The organism is Mycolicibacterium sp. HS_4_1, assembly GCF_054515875.1.
This window is the reverse complement of sequence record NZ_CM137261.1, coordinates 3,406,182-3,425,185: the sequence shown is the minus strand read 5'-3', so window position 1 is coordinate 3,425,185 and position 19,004 is coordinate 3,406,182. Positions and strand designations below refer to the sequence as shown.

12 protein-coding genes, 2 rRNA genes and 1 pseudogene are annotated in these 19,004 nt (G+C 63.9%); 11 read left to right on the top strand and 4 right to left on the bottom strand.

The window, feature by feature from the left end; translation table 11 throughout:
* Position 1: 1 nt before the first annotated feature.
* The 4 genes from ACX12F_RS16400 to ACX12F_RS16385 all read left to right on the top strand — a co-directional run bounded on the left by ACX12F_RS16400 (position 2) and on the right by ACX12F_RS16385 (position 3,625).
* A complete protein-coding gene (locus ACX12F_RS16400) occupies positions 2–475 on the top strand; it encodes an arginine repressor (RefSeq protein WP_459365598.1) in 474 nt (157 codons plus the stop codon).
* A gap of 26 nt (positions 476–501) precedes the next feature.
* Positions 502–1,701: an argininosuccinate synthase gene (locus tag ACX12F_RS16395; RefSeq protein ID WP_459365597.1), complete on the top strand. Its 1,200-nt coding sequence runs from the start codon at positions 502–504 to the stop codon at positions 1,699–1,701.
* Between the two features lie 91 nt (positions 1,702–1,792).
* Positions 1,793–3,214, top strand: a complete 1,422-nt coding sequence (gene argH / locus ACX12F_RS16390) for an argininosuccinate lyase (RefSeq protein WP_459365596.1) — start codon at positions 1,793–1,795, stop codon at positions 3,212–3,214.
* A gap of 78 nt (positions 3,215–3,292) precedes the next feature.
* On the top strand, positions 3,293–3,625 hold the full coding sequence (locus ACX12F_RS16385) for an HNH endonuclease (protein WP_459365595.1): 333 nt from the start codon (positions 3,293–3,295) through the stop codon (positions 3,623–3,625).
* A gap of 21 nt (positions 3,626–3,646) precedes the next feature.
* On the opposite strand, the gene ACX12F_RS16380 is transcribed toward ACX12F_RS16385, so the two are convergent.
* Positions 3,647–5,443, bottom strand: coding sequence for an ABC-F family ATP-binding cassette domain-containing protein (locus ACX12F_RS16380; RefSeq protein ID WP_459365594.1), 1,797 nt, complete (start codon positions 5,441–5,443; stop codon positions 3,647–3,649).
* A gap of 131 nt (positions 5,444–5,574) precedes the next feature.
* On the opposite strand from ACX12F_RS16380, the gene ACX12F_RS16375 reads away from it, so the two are divergent.
* The 3 genes from ACX12F_RS16375 (at position 5,575) to ACX12F_RS16365 (ending at position 9,292) form a co-directional block, all read left to right on the top strand.
* Positions 5,575–8,559 (top strand): acyl-CoA synthetase, encoded by a 2,985-nt coding sequence (locus tag ACX12F_RS16375; RefSeq protein ID WP_459365593.1) that lies wholly within the window; start codon positions 5,575–5,577, stop codon positions 8,557–8,559.
* A gap of 88 nt (positions 8,560–8,647) precedes the next feature.
* Entirely contained in the window at positions 8,648–9,079 is a 432-nt protein-coding gene (locus tag ACX12F_RS16370; RefSeq protein ID WP_459365592.1) for a hypothetical protein, read from the top strand.
* A 6-nt stretch (positions 9,080–9,085) separates the two neighbouring features.
* Positions 9,086–9,292, top strand: coding sequence for a Trm112 family protein (locus ACX12F_RS16365; RefSeq protein ID WP_459365591.1), 207 nt, complete (start codon positions 9,086–9,088; stop codon positions 9,290–9,292).
* Here ACX12F_RS16365 and ACX12F_RS16360 read toward each other — a convergent pair.
* From ACX12F_RS16360 to ACX12F_RS16350, 3 genes and pseudogenes are all read right to left on the bottom strand, one after another.
* Complete coding sequence (locus ACX12F_RS16360) at positions 9,289–9,912, bottom strand: TetR/AcrR family transcriptional regulator (RefSeq protein ID WP_459365590.1); 624 nt, start codon at positions 9,910–9,912, stop codon at positions 9,289–9,291. The genes ACX12F_RS16365 and ACX12F_RS16360 overlap by 4 nt on opposite strands.
* Positions 9,909–10,727: pseudogene (locus ACX12F_RS16355) on the bottom strand (ABC transporter permease). The gene ACX12F_RS16360 and the pseudogene ACX12F_RS16355 overlap by 4 nt, the downstream one beginning before the upstream one ends.
* The gene (locus tag ACX12F_RS16350) at positions 10,661–11,425 is read right to left on the bottom strand and encodes an ABC transporter ATP-binding protein (RefSeq protein ID WP_459370380.1); all 765 of its coding nucleotides are present in this window, start codon (positions 11,423–11,425) and stop codon (positions 10,661–10,663) included. The pseudogene ACX12F_RS16355 and the gene ACX12F_RS16350 overlap by 67 nt, the downstream one beginning before the upstream one ends.
* A 68-nt stretch (positions 11,426–11,493) precedes the next feature.
* Between ACX12F_RS16350 and ACX12F_RS16345 the strand changes: the two genes are divergently transcribed.
* The 4 genes from ACX12F_RS16345 (at position 11,494) to ACX12F_RS16330 (ending at position 18,886) form a co-directional block, all read left to right on the top strand.
* On the top strand, positions 11,494–12,105 hold the full coding sequence (locus tag ACX12F_RS16345; RefSeq protein WP_459365589.1) for a DNA-3-methyladenine glycosylase: 612 nt from the start codon (positions 11,494–11,496) through the stop codon (positions 12,103–12,105).
* A gap of 38 nt (positions 12,106–12,143) precedes the next feature.
* Positions 12,144–13,442: a tyrosine--tRNA ligase gene (gene tyrS, locus ACX12F_RS16340; protein ID WP_459365588.1), complete on the top strand. Its 1,299-nt coding sequence runs from the start codon at positions 12,144–12,146 to the stop codon at positions 13,440–13,442.
* A gap of 394 nt (positions 13,443–13,836) precedes the next feature.
* Positions 13,837–15,353 (top strand): 16S ribosomal RNA (locus ACX12F_RS16335).
* A gap of 426 nt (positions 15,354–15,779) precedes the next feature.
* Positions 15,780–18,886 (top strand): 23S ribosomal RNA (locus ACX12F_RS16330).
* The 16S and 23S rRNA genes sit together here, the layout of an rRNA operon.
* The last annotated feature ends 118 nt before the right edge of the window (positions 18,887–19,004 follow it).

Below are 19,004 nucleotides of genomic sequence, written 5' to 3'. Positions count from 1 at the left end.
GATGACAGCACCCACCCGGGCCGGACGGCAGTCGCGCATTGTGGCGCTGCTGTCGTCGAACCCCGTGCGCAGCCAGACCGAGCTCGCGGCCCTGCTGGCCGAGGAGGGCATCGACGTCACCCAGGCGACGCTGTCGCGGGACCTGGAAGAACTGGGCGCGGTCAAGCTGCGTGGCGCCGACGGCGGTACCGGCGTCTACGTCGTCCCCGAGGACGGCAGCCCGGTCAAAGGCGTCACCGGCGGTACCGAGCGGTTGTCCCGGCTGCTCGGGGAGCTGTTGGTGTCCACGGACGCCAGCGCCAATCTGGCGGTGTTACGTACGCCACCTGGGGCGGCGCAGTACCTGGCCAGTGCAATAGATCGGGCGGCTCTGCCTTATGTTGTGGGCACGATTGCCGGTGATGACACCATTTTCGTCGTCGCCCGCGAACCGATGACCGGCGCTGAGCTCGCCGCCACCTTCGAGAACCTGTAGCAGTACTAGAACAAGGAGATTGACACATGTCCGAGCGCGTCATCCTGGCGTATTCCGGCGGTCTGGACACTTCGGTCGCGATCAGCTGGATCGGCAAGGAGACCGGCAAGGAAGTAGTGGCGGTCGCCATTGACCTCGGCCAGGGCGGCGAGGACATGGAAGTTGTGCGCCAACGGGCTCTGGATTGCGGCGCGGTGGAAGCCGTGGTGGTTGACGCCCGCGACGAGTTCGCCGACGAGTACTGCCTGCCCACCATCAAGGCCAACGCCCTCTACATGGATCGGTACCCACTGGTGTCGGCCATCTCGCGGCCGCTGATCGTCAAGCATCTGGTGGATGCGGCCCGCAGCCATGGGGGCACCGTCGTCGCGCACGGGTGCACCGGCAAGGGCAACGACCAGGTCCGTTTCGAGGTCGGCTTCAACACCCTGGCCCCCGAGCTCGAGGTCATTGCCCCGGTCCGCGACTACGCCTGGACCCGTGAGAAGGCCATCGCGTTCGCGCAGGAGAACGACATCCCGATCAACGTCACCAAGAAGTCGCCGTTCTCCATCGACCAGAACGTGTGGGGCCGTGCCGTCGAGACCGGCTTCCTCGAGGACCTGTGGAACGCCCCGACCAAGGATGTATACGACTACACCGAGGACCCGACGGTCCACTTCAACACCCCCGACGAGCTGATCATCAGCTTCGACAAGGGCCGCCCCGTCGCCATCGACGGCCGCCCGCTGAGCGTGTTGCAGATCATCCAGGAGCTCAACTCCCGCGCCGGTGCGCAGGGCGTCGGCCGCCTGGACGTCGTCGAGGACCGCCTGGTCGGCATCAAGTCCCGCGAAATCTACGAAGCCCCCGGCGCCATGGTGCTGATCACCGCACACACCGAGCTCGAGCACGTCTGCCTGGAGCGTGAGCTCGGCCGGTACAAGCGTGGTGTCGACCGCAAGTGGGGCGAGCTGACCTACGACGGCCTCTGGTACAGCCCGCTGAAGGCCTCGCTCGAGGCGTTTGTCGAGCACACCCAGCAGCACGTCTCGGGCGACATCCGCCTCGTCCTGCACGGCGGCCACATCTCCGTCAACGGCCGTCGCTCGAACGAGTCGCTGTACGACTTCAACCTCGCCACGTACGACGAGGGCGACAGCTTCGACCAGAGCTCCGCCAAGGGCTTCGTCCAGCTGCACGGCCTGAGCTCCAAGATCTCCGCCAAGCGCGATCTGGGACTGTAAGCACATTTACCGCGAGCGTGCGTGTCTGCACCCGACACACCGCGTTTAGGTGTGCAGCACCGCACGCTCGCGCTCGACGAGGGACACGTTTATGAGCACCGGTGGCACCAACGAAGGTTCCCTGTGGGGCGGACGGTTCGCCTCCGGCCCGTCTGAAGCGCTTGCCGCACTGAGCAAGTCGACGCATTTCGACTGGGCGCTGGCGCCATATGACGTCACGGCGTCCAAGGCGCACGCGCGCGTGCTGCACAACGCTGGCCTGCTCACCGATGAGCAGCGCGACGGCCTGTTGGCCGGGCTGGACAGCCTGGGCAACGACGTCGCCGACGGGTCCTTCGGGCCGCTGCCGACAGACGAGGACGTGCACGGCGCGCTGGAGCGCGGGCTGATCGACCGGGTCGGTGACGACCTGGGCGGGCGGCTGCGTGCGGGCCGGTCCCGCAACGATCAGGTGGCCACGCTGTTCCGCATGTGGTTGCGCGACGCCATCAAGGTCATCGGCAACGGTGTGCTCGACGTCGTGGCGGCGTTGGCTACCCAGGCTGCGACGCACCCGACGGCGATCATGCCCGGCAAGACGCACCTGCAGTCCGCTCAGCCGGTCTTGCTGGCGCACCACCTGCTCGCGCATGCGCACCCGCTGCTCCGCGACGCCGACCGGCTGCTCGACCTGGACAAGCGGGCGGCGGTGTCGCCCTACGGATCCGGTGCACTGGCCGGCAGCTCGCTGGGCCTGAACCCCGACGCCATCGCCGCCGACCTCGGTTTCACGTCGGCTGCCGACAACTCGATCGACGCGACGTCTTCACGCGACTTCGCCGCCGAGGCCGCTTTTGTGTTCGCGATGATCGCGGTGGATCTGTCCAGGCTTTCCGAGGACATCATCCTCTGGAGCACAACGGAATTCGGCTACGTTCGGCTGCACGACTCGTGGTCCACCGGCAGCTCGATCATGCCGCAGAAGAAGAACCCCGACATCGCCGAACTGGCCCGCGGCAAGTCCGGCCGGCTGATCGGCAACCTCGCCGGCCTGTTGGCCACCCTCAAGGCCCAGCCGCTGGCCTACAACCGGGATCTGCAGGAGGACAAGGAGCCGGTCTTCGACTCCGTCGCCCAGCTCGAGTTGCTGCTGCCCGCGATGGCCGGACTGGTCGGCACCCTGACGTTCGACACCGACCGCATGGCCGCGCTGGCGCCGCTCGGTTACACGCTTGCCACCGACATCGCGGAATGGATGGTGCGCCAAGGCATTCCGTTCCGGGTCGCCCATGAAGCAGCCGGCGCGGCAGTCAAGGCCGCCGAGGCCAGGGGCGTTGGGCTGGAAGAACTTGCGGCCGACGAGCTCGCCGGCATCCATCCTGGTCTCACCGCAGAAGTGCGCGACGTGCTGACCATCGCCGGTTCGGTGGATTCGCGGGACGCCCGCGGCGGCACCTCGCCGGTCCGGGTCGCCGAGCAGCTCGTCACGGTGCGCGACACCGCCGATCGGTTGCGGGCCCGCCTGCAGGGCTGAGCCCGGATGCGGCCGTAGGCTCAGGCGGTGCCAGCTCGCAGCCGCGCCGCGGTGTACGCCAGACGACGCAAGCGTCGGATGGCAAAGGTCGACCATGACCTGACGGCCCAGCAATGGGCTGTACTGCAACAGATTTGGGGTGGCTGCGCCTACTGCGGCGCGGACGACGCTGATCTGCAGAAAGATTGTGTGCAGCCCATCTCGCGCGGCGGACGGTACACGCTCGACAATGTGGTGCCCGCGTGCCGGTCCTGCAACGCGAGCAAGTGCAATTTCGAAGTCACCGGTTGGTTGCGCCGAAAGAAATTGGACGAAGGCAGGTTCTTGCTCAGGAAGGCCACCATCGCCAGAGAACTGGCGGTCCATGAGATGTCCGTGGACGGGGCCTACGATGGCGATTTCAGCGCCTGAGGCCCCAGCCCGCCACCACGTTCAGCTACTGACTTCCTCGGAGAGTTCCATCCAGCGGTCCTCCTGCTGGGTCACCTCGGCTTCGAGCTCGCGCAGCGACGCCGTAAGACGTTGCAGTCCTTCGTAATCGCCCTGGTCATGCTCGGCCAGACGCTGGTGTGCGGTGTCGATCTGGCCGGCGAGCTTCTCCAGTCGTCGCTCGATCGCCGTGATCTCCTTCTGCGCCGCGCGCAGTTCGGCACCTGACAAACCCTCAGCTATCGCCGCAGCCGGTTTGGCTGCGGCGGTACCGGTTTGAGCTGCATGGGAAGCCCGCAGCCGCAGGTATTCGTCGACGCCGCCGGGGAGGTGCCGCAACCGGCCGCCGAGGATGCCGAACTGCTGATCGGTGACGCGCTCCAGGAAGTACCGGTCGTGGCTGACGACGATCAGCGTGCCCGGCCAGGAGTCGAGCAGGTCCTCCATGGCGGCCAGCATGTCGGTGTCCAGGTCGTTGGTCGGCTCGTCGAGGATCAGCACATTGGGCTGTTCCAGCAGGATGAGCAGCAGCTGCAACCGGCGTTGCTGCCCACCGGACAAATCCTGCACCGGAGTGGACAGCTGTGCGCTGGCGAAGCCGAGGCGCTCCAGCAGCTGGCTGGGAGTGAGTTCGGTTGCCTTGGAACCGGATCCGAACGAGTAGGTCGTGGCCAGCCGGCTCAGTACCACCCGCACCGGCTCGTCGAGGTGGTCCGCCAACTTCTCCACGCCCTGGGTCAGCGTGGCGATCTGCACTGTCTTGCCGTGCTTCATCCGGCCGCTGGTCGGCTCGACCGACCCGTCGATCAATCCGAGCAGCGTCGACTTGCCGGCGCCGTTGACGCCGAGGATTCCGGTGCGCTCGCCCGGGGCGATCCGCCATTCGATGTCCTGCAGCACCTCGCGCTCGCCGTAGGTCACCGATGCGTCCAGAATGTCGACGACCTGCTTGCCCAGTCGCGTCACGGCCAGCGACTGCAGCGCGACCTTGTCGCGGATCTCGGGGACGTCGGCGATCAGCGCGTTGGCGGCATCGATGCGGAATTTCGGTTTCGACGTCCGCGCCGGTGCGCCGCGGCGCAGCCACGCGAGTTCCTTGCGGGCCAGGTTCTGGCGCCGCGCCTCGCTGGCGGCCGCTTGGCGGTCCCGCTCCACGCGCTGGAGGATGTACGCCGCGTAGCCACCCTCGAAAGGTTCGACGATGCGGTCGTGCACCTCCCACGTGGCGGTGCACACCTCGTCGAGGAACCAGCGGTCGTGGGTGACGACCAGCAGGCCACCGGCGTTGGGGGCCCAGCGCTTCTTGAGATGCGCGGCCAGCCAGGTGATCGCTTCGACGTCGAGGTGGTTGGTCGGCTCGTCGAGGATGAGCACGTCGTGGTCACCGGCCAGCAGTTGCGCGAGCGCCACCCGGCGGCGCTGGCCACCCGACAGGGTGCCGATCGCCGCGTTCCAGTCGAGGTCGCCGAGCAGGCCGGCGATGACGTCGCGGCCGCGGGGGTCGCCCGCCCATTCATGCTCGGCGACATCGCCGACGACGGTGTGCCCGACGGTATCGGTGTGGTCGAGGGTGTCGGCCTGGTCGAGCATCCCGATGCGGACGCCGCCCCGTACCGTCACCCGGCCGGAGTCGGGTTTCAGTCGGCCGCCCAGCATCGCCAGCAAACTGGATTTGCCATCGCCGTTGCGGCCGACGATGCCGATCCGGTCACCCTCCTCGATACCGACCGTCAGCGAATCGAAAACCACACGGGTCGGAAATTCGAGATGCAGGGCTTCGGCCCCCAATAGATGCGCCATCAGGCGCCGATCATATGCGGCGGCCGTAGGTGCCCGCGTCACGCCACTTCACCGGGGTCACCAGCGCGTTGTGCCATGATGACGTCGTATTCAGGGAATTTGTTCTGATATGACCAAAAAGGGAGTGCCCGGTGGTGGACTTTTCAGCGATCACCGCGCCGGTGGAGCGGTTGGTGGCTACCGCTCAGAACGGCCTCGAAGTGCTGCGCTACGGCGGACTCGAGACCGGTGCCGTGCCGTCGCCGTTCCAGATCGTGGAGAGCGTGCCGATGTACCGGCTCCGGCGCTACTTTCCGCCCGACGCCCGTCCGGGCGCTGCCCCGGCCGGCTCGCCGGTGCTGATGGTGCATCCGATGATGATGTCGGCGGACATGTGGGACGTGACGCGTGACGCCGGTGCCGTCGGCATCTTGCACGCCGCCGGCCTGGACCCGTGGGTCATCGACTTCGGCTCGCCGGATCAGGTCGAGGGCGGCATGGACCGCAATCTGGCGGACCACGTGGTGGCGCTGTCGGAGGCCATCGACACCGTCAAGGCCACGACTGGCAAAGACGTCCACCTGGCCGGCTACTCGCAGGGAGGCATGTTCGCCTACCAGACGGCCGCCTACCGCCGGTCCCGCGACCTGGCGAGCATCGTGGCCTTCGGGTCGCCGGTGGATACCCTGGCCGCCTTGCCGATGAACATGCCGGCGAACCTGGCGTCCGGTGTCGCCGACTTCATGGCCGACCATGTCTTCAGCCGCCTCAACATCCCGGGTTGGTTGGCGCGCAACGGTTTCCAGATGCTGGACCCGATCAAGACGGCGCAGTCACGACTCGACTTCCTGCGGCAGCTGCACGACCGCGAGGCGCTGTTGCCGCGCGAACAGCAGCGCCGATTCCTGGCCAGCGAAGGCTGGATCGCCTGGTCCGGCCCGGCCATCGCCGAGCTGCTCAAGCAGTTCATCGCACACAACCGCATGATGACCGGCGGCTTCGCCATCCACGGCAACCTGGTGACGCTGTCGGACATCACCTGCCCGGTGCTCGCCGTCGTCGGCGAGGTCGACGACATCGGCCAGCCCGCCGCGGTGCGCGGCATCAAGCGGGCCGCCCCGGAGGCCGACGTCTACGAATACCTGATCCGCGTCGGGCATTTCGGTCTCGTCGTGGGTTCGAAGGCGGCCAGCCAGAGCTGGCCGACCGTGGCGTCGTGGGTCAAGTGGCTCGACGCCGGCGGCCCCATGCCGGCCGACGTGGTGCCCATGCCGTTGCAGTCCGAACTGCCGCGGGAGTCGGTGCCGTTGGCGACGCGCGTGGCGCACGGTGCCGCGGCCGCCACCGAGATGGCCTTCACCTTGGCCAGCACCGCGGCCGACGCCGTGGTGTCGGCCGGCAAGTCCACGCGGGCGCTGGCCATCGAGACGGTCCGCACCCTGCCGCGCCTGGCCCGTCTGGGGCAGATCAACGACCACACGCGAATCTCGTTGGGGCGCATCATCTGTGAGCAAGCCCAGGGCGCGCCGGACGGTGAGTTCCTGCTGTTCGACGGCCGGGTGCACACCTATGAGGCGGTGGACCGCCGCATCAACAACGTCGTCCGGGGCCTGATCGAAGTCGGTGTCCGGCAGGGCGTTCGGGTCGGCGTGCTGATGGAGACCCGGCCCAGTGCGCTGGTCGCCATCGCCGCGCTGTCGCGCCTGGGCGCGGTGGCGGTGCTGATGCCACCCGACGCCGACCTGGCCGTGGCGGTCCGCCTCGGTGGCGTCACCGACATCATCTCCGACCCGGCCAATCTCGATGCGGCACGCCGGCTGCGGACCCGCGTGCTGGTGCTCGGTGGCGGCGAGAACCGCGACCTGCATCTGCCCAGCGATTCGTCCGTCGCGGGCGATGTCATAGATATGGAGCAGATCGACCCCGACGTCGTCGAGCTGCCCGGCTGGTACCGGCCCAACCCGGGCTACGCGCAGGACCTGGCCTACGTCGCGTTCGCCAATGTCGGAGGCGAGCTGGTGGCCCGCCAGATCACCAACTTCCGTTGGGCCCTTTCGGCTTTCGGCACCGCCTCGGCGGCCAACCTGGGCCGCGGCGACACCGTCTACTGCCTGACTCCGCTGCATCACCAGTCCGGACTGCTGGTGTCGCTGGGCGGCGCGGTCGTCGGCGGTGCCCGCATCGCCCTGTCCCGCGGTGTGCGGCACGACCGGTTCGTGCACGAGCTACGGCAGTACGGCGTCACCGTGGTGTCCTATACCTGGGCCATGCTGCGCGACGTCATCGACGATCCGTCGTTCGTACTCAACGGAACTCACCCGGTGCGCCTGTTCATCGGGTCGGGCATGCCGGCCGGGCTGTGGCGCCGCGTCGAAGAGGCGTTCCAGCCCGCCCACGTCCTCGAGTTCTTCACGACCACCGACGGTCAGGCCGTGCTGGCCAACGTGTCGGGCCTCAAGATCGGCAGTGAGGGCCGGCCGCTGCCAGGCGGCGGCCAGGTCGCGTTGGCCGCTTACGACGTCGACGACGACCTCATCCTCGAAGGCGACGACGGTTTCGTGGTGCGTGCCGAACCCAACGAGGTCGGCGTGCTGCTGGCCAAGCCGCGTGGACCCGTCGACCCGACGGCGTCGGTCAAGCGCGGCGTCTTCGCACCCGGCGACACGTGGGTGTCCACCGAGTTCCTGTTCCGCCGGGATGACGACGGCGATTACTGGATGGTCGACAACCGCCGTTCGGTCATCCGCACCCCGCGCGGCGCGGTGTTCGGCAAGGAGGTCGGCAACGCTCTCGGCCGCCTCGATGCGGTCGATATCGCCGTCACATACCGGGTGCCCATCGGTGATCGCGAGCTGGCGGTCACCGCGCTGAGCCTGCGGCCGGGCGGCAGTGTGCTGCCGGCCGACCTCCGTGAGGCGTTCGTGGACCTGCCGGTCGGGGTGGTGCCGGACCTCATTCACGTGGTGCCGGAGATGACACTCAATTCGTCGTACCGCCCGGTACTCGCCGAGTTGCGGGCCGCCGGCGTGCCCGAATCGTCGGACAACTCGTGGCAGTTCGACGTCGACAGCGACTCGTTCGTGCCGTACACGTCGGTCGCTTACGCGGAGCTGTCCGCGGAGGGCAGTCTGTCGTGACAACCCGCCCAACCTGGTCGGCGCTGTTAGGCTGCGGTTTGCCGGACGGAGCACGCGCCGTCTGCGCAGGTACCCGAATGGAGGACGCATGACGTCACACACCAGCCGTCGCCGGCACGGTGTTGCCGGCGCGATTCTGGCGGGAGCTCTGGCTGCCGGTGTGATGATCACTCCCGCGGCTGCGCACGCCGACGTCCTCGACGACCTCGATGCCCAGTACGACATCGGTTCCAGTGGCGGTGACCTCTCGAACTTGCTTCGCACGGCGCTCAAGCTGCGCGCCCAGGGCTTCGGTCCCTCGAAGGGCAACCTCGCCGATATCGAGGCGGCGCTGGACCAGCGTCCCAACCAGGTGCCGCTGATCCACGCGTTGCAGGACACCGTCAAGTTCCAGAAGCGCAACCAGGCACGGGCCGCCGGCGTGAAGCCGCAGAGCCCGATCGTCATCGGTGGCCCCGGTGGCTTGCCGCCCGGCATCGTGCCGGGTACCGGTGGCTCGCAGATTCCGTTGGGTGGCTGACGCACGATGATCGACGAAGCGTTGCGCGCGATCCTGGCGTGCCCGCAGGACCGGGGTGAACTGCTGCTGGTCGGGGAGGAATGCCTGTACAACCCGCGGTTGCGCCGGGCCTACCGGATCGACGGTGGGGTACCGGTGCTGCTGATCGACGAGGCGGTCGACGTCACCGACGACGCCGAACATCAGCGACTGATCGACGCTGCCCGGAGCTAGCTCGGCGCCGGCAGATCGCCGGTCAGATAGCGCTGCAGATTCGGGCCGATCGTTTCGACGATCTGGTGCACCGGAAGCGATCTGAACGGCTCCAGTTCCAGGATGTAGCGGGCCATCACGACGCCGATCAGCTGGGATGCCACGAACTGCACCCTGATTCGTCCTGTGCCCGGCGGATTGTCGACGCGGGCACCGACTTCGGTGGTGATGACGTCTTCCAGGAAGATGCGCATGAGGTTGACCTCGTCGCCGGCCAGCATCGAGCGCAGCGCCGCGATGAATCCGATGCCGAGTTCTGAGTCCCAGATCGGGAGCAGCAGTGACGGCAGCGTGTGGCCGAGTTCATCGATGGGGGTGCTTCGCAGGGGGCCCAGCACCAGCTGTGGGTCGACGGGAATGTGCACCGCCGCGGCGAAGAGCTGCTGCTTGGTCCCGAAGTAGTGATGTACCAGCGCGGCGTCGACATTCGCCGCGGCGGCGATCGCGCGCACCGATGTGTTGTTGAAACCGTTGCAGGCGAACAGATTCCGCGCGCACGTCAGGATCGTGTCCTTGGTGTCGGACGGCCCGGTGGGACGGCCCGGCGGCTTGCGGCGGGGCCGCGGCTCCGTGGCAGTCATGGCGTCCGACGGCGCAGGGTCGCGGCGGCCAGGCACATGGTGACGACGGCGAACGCGATCACGATGACGATGTCGCGCATCGTCGTGCCGGTGATTTCGGCGTGGTCGGCCACCTCTTGGAGTGCGTCGAGCGCGTAGGTTGCGGGCAATGCGTCACTGATTCACCGTAGCCAGTCGGGCAGCACGTCGCGAGGAACGATGATGCCGCACAACAACAATTGCGGCACGATCACCAGCGGCATGAACTGCACGGCCTGGAATTCGGTCCGCGCGAAGGCACTGCACAGCAATCCCAGTCCGACACCGAGCACGGCGTTGATGATCGCAATCAGGAAGACCAGTGCGGGGCTGCCCGCGGTGTCGAATCCCAGGAACCAGAACGACACCAGGCAGGCCAGCGTCGCCTGGGCGGCAGCGGCGACGGAGAACGCCGAGCCGTAGGCGGCCAGCAGATCCAGCCGACGCAGGGGAGTGGTCAGAATCCGTTCCAAGGTCCCTGAAACCCGTTCGCGCTGCATGGTTATCGAGGTGATCAGGAACATCACGATCAGCGGGAAGAGGCCGAGCAGGATCAGGCAGGCGTTGTTGAACGGGGACAGTGTGCCGGGGCGGTGCGGCAGATCGTCGAACATGAAGTACATCAAGGTGATGACGGCGCTCGGCACCACCAGGATCATGGCCATGCTGCGATGATCGGCGCCGAGCTGGCGCAGGATGCGGGCGGTGGTGGCCAGGTAGGGCCGCAGAGTCAACCGGCTCTGGCTGCGGTGCTGCGCCGGATGATGGTCAGAAACGCTTCCTCCAGCGATGAACATCCGGTGTCCTCTCGTAGTCGGGTGGGCGTGGTGTGGTCCAGCAGCCGTCCTTCGCGCATCAGCAGCAGGTCGCCGCAGTGGTCGGCCTCGTCCATCACATGGCTGGAGACCAGCAGCGTGGTGCCGCCGCGGGCCAGTCGGTCGAATTGCTCCCATAGGTCGACACGCAGCACCGGGTCCAGGCCGACGGTCGGTTCGTCGAGGACCAGCAGGTCGGGTTGGGACACCAGCGCACAGGCCAACGACGCCCGCGTCCGCTGACCACCAGACATGTTGCCGCACAGCTCGTTTCGGTGGTCCTGCAGTCCAACGGCGGCGATCGCGTCGTCGGCGGCGGCCTTGCCGGCGCCCGTCAGTGCGGCGAAATACCGGACGTTGTCGATGACGCGTAGGTCGTTGTAGACCGTCGGGTCCTGGGTCACGTAGCCGACACGGCGGCGCAGTTCTGCTGAGCCGGCGGGCTTCCCGAGCACGGTGACCGCGCCCTTCGTGATGATCTGGGTACCCACGACGGCGCGCATCAGAGTGGTCTTGCCGCAGCCCGACGGGCCGAGCAGTCCGGTGATGCTGCCGCGCCGTACCTGCAGTGATACATCGTCGATCGCGCCTCGCCTACCGCGTACGACGGTCAGGTTGTCAACCCGAATCGCCACGTCATAGGCGCGGTGTGTTAATTCATCAAACGATGAACTCATGATGTGGTGAATAATCCGCTCGCGGCGTGGACATGTCAATGGCGGTCCTGGACCGGGCAGAATGGCGGGCCATGAGCGTCGAGCAACTCGCCGTCGATCCGGTCACCGCGGCCCGACGCCTGCTCGGCGCCACGTTGTATGGCCGCGACGTGATTGCCACCGTGGTGGAGGTCGAAGCCTACGGCGGGCCGCCGTCGGGGCCCTGGCCGGACGCGGCAGCGCACTCGTTCCGTGGTCCGACGCCCAGAAGCGCAGTGATGTTCGGTCCGGCCGGCCACCTGTACACCTACCGCAGTCACGGAATTCACGTGTGCGCCAACGTCGTCTGCGGTACCGACGGGGTGGCGGGTGCCGTGTTGCTCCGGGCGGCCCGCGTCGTCGGCGGCGGTGTTGTCGCCGAGGGGCGCAGACGTGCGGGCGTCATGCCTGCCACGCTCGCCCGTGGGCCGGGAAATCTGTGTGAAGCGCTCGGAATCACTCTGGCAGACAACGGCATTGACCTCATGGACCATCGATCTCCGGTCCGGCTGGTGTTGAATGCGCCGCAGGAGGGGAGTGCCGGGCCGCGAGTAGGTGTCAGCCAGGCCGCCGACCGGCCGTGGCGGTTCTGGTCGCCGGGAACCCCGGAGGTGTCGAACTACCGGCGCAGTCCCCGGGCGCCCGTATCGGGTGCCAGCGACTGATGGCAGCCGGTGACCTGCAATAGGGGAAGATCAACATCGTGAGTACTGGCATCCTCGATGAACTGGACTGGCGCGGGCTGATCGCGCAATCGACCGACCGCGAAGCGCTCGCCGCGGCGACCACGGATGGACCGCTCACCGTGTATGCCGGCTTCGATCCGACCGCGCCCAGCCTGCACGCCGGCCACCTGGTTCCCCTGCTCACGCTGCGGCGATTCCAGCAGGCCGGGCACCGTCCCATCGTGCTGGCCGGTGGCGCGACCGGCCTGATCGGCGATCCTCGGGACACCGGCGAGCGGACCATGAACACCGCCGATACCGTCGCCGACTGGGCTGACCGGATCCGTGGCCAGCTGGAGCGATTCGTCGAGTTCAACGACTCCGGCAACGGCGCGATCGTCGAGAACAACTTGTCCTGGACCGGCCCGATGTCGGCCATCGAATTCCTGCGTGACGTGGGCAAACACTTTTCGGTCAACGTCATGCTCGACCGCGACACCATCAGACGGCGACTCGAGGGCGAGGGCATCTCGTACACCGAATTCAGCTACATGTTGCTGCAGGCCAACGACTTCGTCGAACTGCACAAGAAGCACGGTTGCAGCCTGCAGATCGGTGGCTCCGACCAGTGGGGAAACATCATCGCCGGCGTCCGTCTGGTGCGCCAGAAGTTGGGTGCGACCACACATGCGCTGACGGTTCCGCTGGTCACCTCGGCCGACGGCAAGAAGTTCGGCAAGTCGACCGGTGGCGGCAATCTGTGGCTCGACCCGGAGCTGACCAGCCCATATGCCTGGTACCAGTACTTCGTGAACACGGCCGACGCTGATGTCGCCAAGTACCTGTGCTGGTTCACCTTCCTGTCCGCCGACGAACTCACCGAGCTGGCGACCGCAACGGCGGAGCGTCCCCACGAACGAGCTGCCCAACGTCGCCTGGCCCGGGAATTGACCACGTTGGTGCATGGCCAGGCCGCGACCGACGCGGTCGAGTTGGCCAGTCAGGCCCTGTTCGGCCGCGCCGAACTTGCCGATCTCGATGAGTCGACGCTGTCGGCGGCACTGACCGAGGCCAGTAATGGCCAGGTCGCGGAGCTGGCGCCGGGTGGTCCCGACGGGATCACCGACCTGTTGGTTGCGACCGGGCTGTCCAAGAGTCGTGGGGAAGCGCGCCGCACTGTCGCCGAAGGTGGCGTTTACGTGAACAACGCACGGGTGGAAAGCGACGAGTGGGTACCACAGCCGACGGACTTTCTCGGTGAGCGCTGGCTGGTGTTGCGGCGTGGCAAGCGCCACATCGCGGGGGTTCGGCGGGTTACCGGGTCTGGCCGGGAGTGATGATCCCTCTGACCAGGCGAAACGACCTGCTGACCTGGCGATTTGACTCGCTGTTAGCCCTGCCGTAACTTATTCCAGGTCAGAGCGACACGGACAAGCGCCGGAGAGCGAAGACCAAATCCGAGAGTAACACCCATTAAGTTGGGAGTTCCTCACTGCCCGCACCACGGACCGCGGCTTTTAGCCGCGGGTTTGTTGCGCGGTCAGGCCGGGCGTGTTGTTTGAGAACTCAATAGTGTGTTTGGTGGTTTTTGTTTGTTGTTTTTTGACCATGCCTCGTGTTTTCCCGTTTGTGGGGTGTGGTTGTTTTTTTGATGCCAGTTTGTTTGGTGTCTTTTGTTTGTGATCGGATTTTTCTGATTCGAATTCGGCCTGTCTGTGGATGGGTAGTTTTTGTTTGGAGAGTTTGATTCTGGCTCAGGACGAACGCTGGCGGCGTGCTTAACACATGCAAGTCGAACGGAAAGGCCCTTCGGGGTACTCGAGTGGCGAACGGGTGAGTAACACGTGGGTGATCTGCCCTGCACTTTGGGATAAGCCTGGGAAACTGGGTCTAATACCGAATATGACCGCATGCTTCATGGTGTGTGGTGGAAAGCTTTTGCGGTGTGGGATGGGCCCGCGGCCTATCAGCTTGTTGGTGGGGTAATGGCCTACCAAGGCGACGACGGGTAGCCGGCCTGAGAGGGTGACCGGCCACACTGGGACTGAGATACGGCCCAGACTCCTACGGGAGGCAGCAGTGGGGAATATTGCACAATGGGCGCAAGCCTGATGCAGCGACGCCGCGTGAGGGATGACGGCCTTCGGGTTGTAAACCTCTTTCAATAGGGACGAAGCGCAAGTGACGGTACCTATAGAAGAAGGACCGGCCAACTACGTGCCAGCAGCCGCGGTAATACGTAGGGTCCGAGCGTTGTCCGGAATTACTGGGCGTAAAGAGCTCGTAGGTGGTTTGTCGCGTTGTTCGTGAAAACTCACAGCTTAACTGTGGGCGTGCGGGCGATACGGGCAGACTAGAGTACTGCAGGGGAGACTGGAATTCCTGGTGTAGCGGTGGAATGCGCAGATATCAGGAGGAACACCGGTGGCGAAGGCGGGTCTCTGGGCAGTAACTGACGCTGAGGAGCGAAAGCGTGGGGAGCGAACAGGATTAGATACCCTGGTAGTCCACGCCGTAAACGGTGGGTACTAGGTGTGGGTTCCTTCCTTGGGATCCGTGCCGTAGCTAACGCATTAAGTACCCCGCCTGGGGAGTACGGCCGCAAGGCTAAAACTCAAAGAAATTGACGGGGGCCCGCACAAGCGGCGGAGCATGTGGATTAATTCGATGCAACGCGAAGAACCTTACCTGGGTTTGACATGCACAGGACGCTGGTAGAGATATCAGTTCCTTTGTGGCCTGTGTGCAGGTGGTGCATGGCTGTCGTCAGCTCGTGTCGTGAGATGTTGGGTTAAGTCCCGCAACGAGCGCAACCCCTATCTTATGTTGCCAGCGCGTTATGGCGGGGACTCGTAAGAGACTGCCGGGGTCAACTCGGAGGAAGGTGGGGATGACGTCAAGTCATCATGCCCCTTATGTCCAGGGCTTCACACATGCTACAATGGCCGGTACAAAGGGCTGCGAATCCGTGAGGTGGAGCGAATCCCTTGAAAGCCGGTCTCAGTTCGGATCGGGGTCTGCAACTCGACCCCGTGAAGTTGGAGTCGCTAGTAATCGCAGATCAGCAACGCTGCGGTGAATACGTTCCCGGGCCTTGTACACACCGCCCGTCACGTCATGAAAGTCGGTAACACCCGAAGCCGGTGGCCTAACCCTTGTGGAGGGAGCCGTCGAAGGTGGGATCGGCGATTGGGACGAAGTCGTAACAAGGTAGCCGTACCGGAAGGTGCGGCTGGATCACCTCCTTTCTAAGGAGCACCATTTACATGCCCTTCGGGGTTTTCCCCCATGCCGGCAACAGTGTCGGGGTTCATGGTTGGGATTGTCGCCGGCGCCTGTAGTGGGCTTGTCCGGCGGGTGCATATGACAACGAACGCTGATCAGCTGGGATGACACGTTGATCGAAAGAATTGCCAGACACACTGTTGGGTCCTGAGACAACAGGCCCGTTCGCTTCCGCCCTTTGGGGTGGGGGACATCATCCCGTTGGGGGTGGTGGGGGTTGTTGTTGCCTCACCGGTTTTGGTGGTGGGGTGTGGTGTTTGATTCGTGGATAGTGGTTGCGAGCATCTAATGCGCGCTGAATTGGTGCCCGGAGGCTTCGGTTTCTGGGTTGCTTGTTCTGTGTGTGTTGATGTGCAATTTTGATTCTTGTTTTCAATTGGTTTTTTGTGTCGTAAGTGTTTAAGGGCGCATGGTGGATGCCTTGGCATCAGAGGCCGATGAAGGACGTAGGAGGCTGCGATAAGCCTCGGGGAGCTGCCAACCGAGCGTTGATCCGAGGATGTCCGAATGGGGAAACCCAGCACGAGTTATGTCGTGTTACCCACGCCTGAATATATAGGGTGTGGGAGGTAACGCGGGGAAGTGAAACATCTCAGTACCCGTAGGAAGAGAAAACAATTGTGATTCCGTGAGTAGTGGCGAGCGAAAGCGGATGAGGCTAAACCGTATGCATGTGATACCGGGTAGGGGTTGTGTGTGCGGGGTTGTGGGACCTATCTTTCCAGTTCTACCTGGCTGGAGGGCAGTAAAAAAATGTCGTGGTTAACGGAAGTGGCTTGGGATGGCCTGCCGTAGAGGGTGAGAGTCCCGTACGTGAAAACCCGATGTCTGCCTTGATGGTGTTCCCGAGTAGCAGCGGGCCCGTGAAATCTGCTGTGAATCTGCCGAGACCACTCGGTAAGCCTAAATACCTTCTGATGACCGATAGCGGATTAGTACCGTGAGGGAATGGTGAAAAGTACCCCGGGAGGGGAGTGAAATAGTACCTGAAACCGTGTGCCTACAATCCGTCAGAGCCCTCGTTTACGTGGGGTGATGGCGTGCCTTTTGAAGAATGAGCCTGCGAGTCAGGGACATGTCGCGAGGTTAACCCGTGGGGGGTAGCCGTAGCGAAAGCGAGTCTGAATAGGGCGTATCCCGTAAGGGTGTAGTGGCATGTTCTGGACCCGAAGCGGAGTGATCTACCCATGGCCAGGGTGAAGCGCGGGTAAGACCGCGTGGAGGCCCGAACCCACTTAGGTTGAAGACTGAGGGGATGAGTTGTGGGTAGGGGTGAAAGGCCAATCAAACTCCGTGATAGCTGGTTCTCCCCGAAATGCATTTAGGTGCAGCGTTGCGTGTTTCTTGCCGGAGGTAGAGCTACTGGATGGCCGATGGGCCTCACCAGGTTACTGACGTCAGCCAAACTCCGAATGCCGGTAAGACAAAAGCGTGGCAGTGAGACGGCGGGGGATAAGCTCCGTGCGTCGAGAGGGAAACAGCCCAGATCGCCGACTAAGGCCCCTAAGCGTGTGCTAAGTGGAAAAGGATGTGCAGTCGCGAAGACAACCAGGAGGTTGGCTTAGAAGCAGCCACCCTTGAAAGAGTGCGTAATAGCTCACTGGTCAAGTGATTGTGCGCCGATAATGTAGCGGGGCTCAAGCACACCGCCGAAGTCGCGGCATCCGCAAGGATGGGTAGGGGAGCGTCCTGCATCCAGTGAAGCAGCCTAGTGATGGAGCTGTGGAGGGTGTGGGAGTGAGAATGCAGGCATGAGTAGCGAATAGGCAAGTGAGAACCTTGCCCGCCGAAAGACCAAGGGTTCCTGGGGCAGGCCAGTCCGCCCAGGGTGAGTCGGGACCTAAGGCGAGGCCGACAGGCGTAGTCGATGGACAACGGGTTGATATTCCCGTACCCGTGTGTGTGCGTCCGTGATGAATCCATTGTGCTAACCATCCAAATGGCACGTGATGATCCTTTCGGGGATCACGTGTTGCCGGCTGCGTGGGACCCTGGTGGGTAGTAGTCAAGCGATGGGGTGACGCAGGAAGGTAGCCGTACCGGTCAGTGGTAATACCGGGGTAAGCCTGTAGGACGAACGATAGGCAAATCCGTCGTTCATATGTCTGAGAGGTGATGCATAGCCGAGTGAGGCGAATTCGGTGATCCTATGCTGCCAAGAAAAACCTCTAGCGAGTGCACACATGGCCCGTACCCCAAACCAACACAGGTGGTCAGGTAGAGAATACTAAGGCGTACGAGTTAACTATGGTTAAGGAACTCGGCAAAATACCCCCGTAACTTCGGGAGAAGGGGGACCTCCATACCGTCAACACCCTTGCGGTGGGTAGCGGGAGGGGGTGGCACAAACCAGTGAGAAGCGACTGTTTACTAAAAACACAGGTCCGTGCGAAGTCGCAAGACGATGTATACGGACTGACGCCTGCCCGGTGCTGGAAGGTTAAGAGGACCTGTTAACTCCTTCGGGGGTGAAGCGGAGAATTTAAGCCCCAGTAAACGGCGGTGGTAACTATAACCATCCTAAGGTAGCGAAATTCCTTGTCGGGTAAGTTCCGACCTGCACGAATGGCGTAACGACTTCTCAACTGTCTCAACCATAGACTCGGCGAAATTGCACTACGAGTAAAGATGCTCGTTACGCGCGGCAGGACGAAAAGACCCCGGGACCTTCACTACAACTTGGTATTGGAGTTCGGTACGGTTTGTGTAGGATAGGTGGGAGACTGTGAAGCGCACACGCCAGTGTGTGTGGAGTCGTTGTTGAAATACCACTCTGATCGTATTGGGCTTCTAACTTCGGACCGTATATCCGGTCCAGGGACAGTGCCTGGTGGGTAGTTTAACTGGGGCGGTTGCCTCCTAAAATGTAACGGAGGCGCCCAAAGGTTCCCTCAACCTGGACGGCAATCAGGTGTTGAGTGTAAGTGCACAAGGGAGCTTGACTGCGAGACCTACAAGTCGAGCAGGGACGAAAGTCGGGACTAGTGATCCGGCACCCCCGAGTGGAAGGGGTGTCGCTCAACGGATAAAAGGTACCCCGGGGATAACAGGCTGATCTTCCCCAAGAGTCCATATCGACGGGATGGTTTGGCACCTCGATGTCGGCTCGTCGCATCCTGGGGCTGGAGCAGGTCCCAAGGGTTGGGCTGTTCGCCCATTAAAGCGGCACGCGAGCTGGGTTTAGAACGTCGTGAGACAGTTCGGTCTCTATCCGCCGCGCGCGTCAGAAACTTGAGGAAACCTGTCCCTAGTACGAGAGGACCGGGACGGACGAACCTCTGGTCTACCAGTTGTCCCACCAGGGGCACCGCTGGATAGCTACGTTCGGACAGGATAACCGCTGAAAGCATCTAAGCGGGAAACCTCTTCCAAGACCAGGTTTCTCACCCTTTTAGAGGGATAAGGCCCCCCGCAGACCACGGGATCGATAGACCAGACCTGCACACCCAGCAATGGGTTTAGGGAACTGGCACTAACCGGCCGAAAACTTACACACACCCAAAAAAACCAATCGTGTGTAAAACAAGACGAAGAACATTGCACATCAATCGTGCCCGCAACCACAACCCACATACGAGTCGAACAGACCACACCCCACCACCAAATAACACCCG